General features: G+C 68.5%; 2 protein-coding genes. Both read right to left on the reverse strand.

Features of this window, described 5'->3' with window-relative positions; translation table 11 throughout:
* A partial coding sequence (gene treS, locus KUM03_RS25385) for a maltose alpha-D-glucosyltransferase (RefSeq protein ID WP_254399863.1) occupies positions 1-1,119 on the reverse strand: 1,119 nt, incomplete at its 3' end.
* On the reverse strand, positions 1,116-2,638 hold a 1,523-nt coding region (locus KUM03_RS25390), incomplete at its 5' end, for an alpha-1,4-glucan--maltose-1-phosphate maltosyltransferase (RefSeq protein WP_217251607.1). The genes KUM03_RS25390 and treS, both read right to left, overlap by 4 nt.

Genomic DNA, 2,638 nt, shown 5'->3' on the forward strand with positions numbered 1-2,638 from the left:
CCGGTCGTTGTCCAGCAGGGTGGCGAGCCTGCGCCGGATGCCGATGTTGGCGCGCATGCGCGGGTCCTTGGCGTACTCCGCGTACATGTAGTCGCGCTCTTCGTCGGTGACCATTTCGAGGGTCAGCTCGTCGTGGTTGCGCAGGAAGATGCCCCACTGGCAGCCGGACGGGATGGCCGGGGTCTTGGCGAGGATTTCCGAGACGGGGTAGCGGGACTCGCGGCGGACGGCCATGAAGATGCGGGGCATGACCGGGAAGTGGAAGGCCATGTGGCACTCGTCGCCGCCGGAGGCGAAGTCGCCGAAGTAGTCGACGACGTCCTCCGGCCACTGGTTGGCCTCCGCCAGCAGCACGGTGTCGGGGTAGTGCGCGTCGATCTCGCTGCGGACCCGCTTGAGGAAGGCGTGGCTGGCGGGCAGGTTCTCGCAGTTGGTGCCCTCTTCGGCGTAGAGGTAGGGCACGGCGTCGAGCCGGTAGCCGTCCACACCCAGGTCCAGCCAGAACTTCAGCGCGCCCAGCATCTCCTCCTGCACGGCCGGGTTCTCGTAGTTGAGGTCGGGCTGGTGGGAGAAGAAGCGGTGCCAGTAGTACTGGCCGCGGACCGGGTCGTAGGTCCAGTTGGAGGCCTCGGTGTCGACGAAGATGATGCGGGCGTCGGCGTACCGGGTGTCGTCGTCGTCCCAGACGTAGTAGTCGCCGTACGGGCCGTCGGGGTTCTTCCGGGACTCCTGGAACCACGGGTGCTGGTCGCTGGTGTGGTTCATGACGAAGTCGATGATCACGCGCATGCCGCGCTGGTGGGCCGCGTCGATGAACTCGACGAAGTCGGCCAGGTCGCCGAACTCGGGCAGTACGGCGGTGTAGTCGGAGACGTCGTAGCCGCCGTCGCGCAGGGGCGACTTGAAGAAGGGCGGCAGCCACAGGCAGTCCACGCCCAGCCATTGCAGGTAGTCCAGTTTGGCGGTCAGGCCTTTGAGGTCGCCGATGCCGTCGCCGTTGCTGTCCTGGAAGGAGCGGACGAGGACCTCGTAGAAGACGGCTCGTTTGAACCAGTCCGGGTCGCGGTCCTTGGCCGGGGTGTCCTCGAACTTGTCCGGGACGGGCTCGTTCACGGTCATGAGGCTGCGGACCCTTCGTTCCCGGGCGCGGCGGCGGACGGCCGGCGGAGGTGGAAGACGTGTGCGGGGGCCCGGCCGGGCTCCAGCCGCACGTAGTTCTTGCGGCCCCAGTGGTAGGTCTCGTCCGTGAGTTCGTCGTGGACCGGCACCGACGCGTGCCAGTCCAGGCCGAGCTGCGGCATGTCGAGCGAGATCGTGGCCTCCTGGGTGTGGTGGGGGTCGAGGTTCACGACCACCAGCACGACGTCGGACCCCTCGCGTTTGCTGTACGCGATGAGGGCGTCGTTGTCGGTGTGGTGGAAGCGGAGGTTCCTGAGCCGGTGCAGCGCGGGATGGGCCCGGCGGATGGTGTTGAGGCGGGTGATGAGGGGGGCGATGGTGGTGCCCTCGCGGGTGGCGCGGGTCCAGTCGCGGGGTTTGAGCTGGTACTTCTCGCTGTCGAGGTATTCCTCGCTGCCTGCGCGCAGGGGGGTGTTCTCGCACAGTTCGTAGCCGCTGTAGATGCCCCAGGTGGGGGAGAGGGTGGCGGCCAGGACGGCGCGGGCCTCGAAGGCGGGGCGGTGGCCGTGCTGGAGGTGGGCGTGCAGGATGTCGGGGGTGTTGGCGAAGAAGTTGGGCCGCATGTAGGAGGCGGCGTCCCCCGACAGTTCGGTGAGGTACTCCGTCAGTTCCTGCTTGGTGTTGCGCCAGGTGAAGTAGGTGTAGGACTGCTGGAAGCCGATCTGGGCCAGGGTGTGCATCATCGCGGGGCGGGTGAAGGCCTCGGCCAGGAAGATGACGTCGGGGTCGTGGCGGTTGATCTCGCCGATGACCCTCTCCCAGAACACGACGGGTTTGGTGTGGGGGTTGTCGACGCGGAAGATCCGCACGCCGTGGCCCATCCAGAACCGCAGGACGCGCACGGTCTCGGTGACCAGGCCGTCCATGTCGGCGTCGAAGGCGACGGGGTAGATGTCCTGGTACTTCTTGGGCGGGTTCTCGGCGTGGGCGATGGTGCCGTCGGTGCGGTGGTGGAACCACTCGGGGTGTTTGTGGACCCAGGGGTGGTCGGGGGAGCACTGGAGGGCGAAGTCGAGGGCGATCTCCAGGCCGTGGCAGGCGGCCTGGCCGACGAACCAGGTGAAGTCCTCGAGGGTGCCGAGGTCGGGGTGGACGGTGTCGTGGCCGCCTTCGGGTGAGCCGATGGCCCAGGGGACGCCGACGTCGTCGGGGGTGGCGGAGAGGGTGTTGTTGCGGCCCTTGCGGTGGGTGGTGCCGATGGGGTGGACGGGCGGGAGGTAGACGACGTCGAAGCCCATCGCGGCGATCTCGGGCAGGCGGCGAGCGGCGGTGCGGAAGGTGCCGTGGGGCTGCTGGGGGGTGCCTTCGGAGCGGGGGAAGAACTCGTACCAGGCGCCGTACAGGGCGCGTTCGCGCTCGACGAGCAGGGGCAGCGGGTCGGAGGTGGTGACCAGTTCCCGCAGCGGGTGCCGGGCCAGCACCGCGTCCACCTCCGGCGTCAACGCCGCCGCCAACCGGG

It is taken from the genome of Streptomyces sp. AC602_WCS936 (genome assembly GCF_019049125.1).
Taxonomy (GTDB): Bacteria; Actinomycetota; Actinomycetes; order Streptomycetales; family Streptomycetaceae; genus Streptomyces.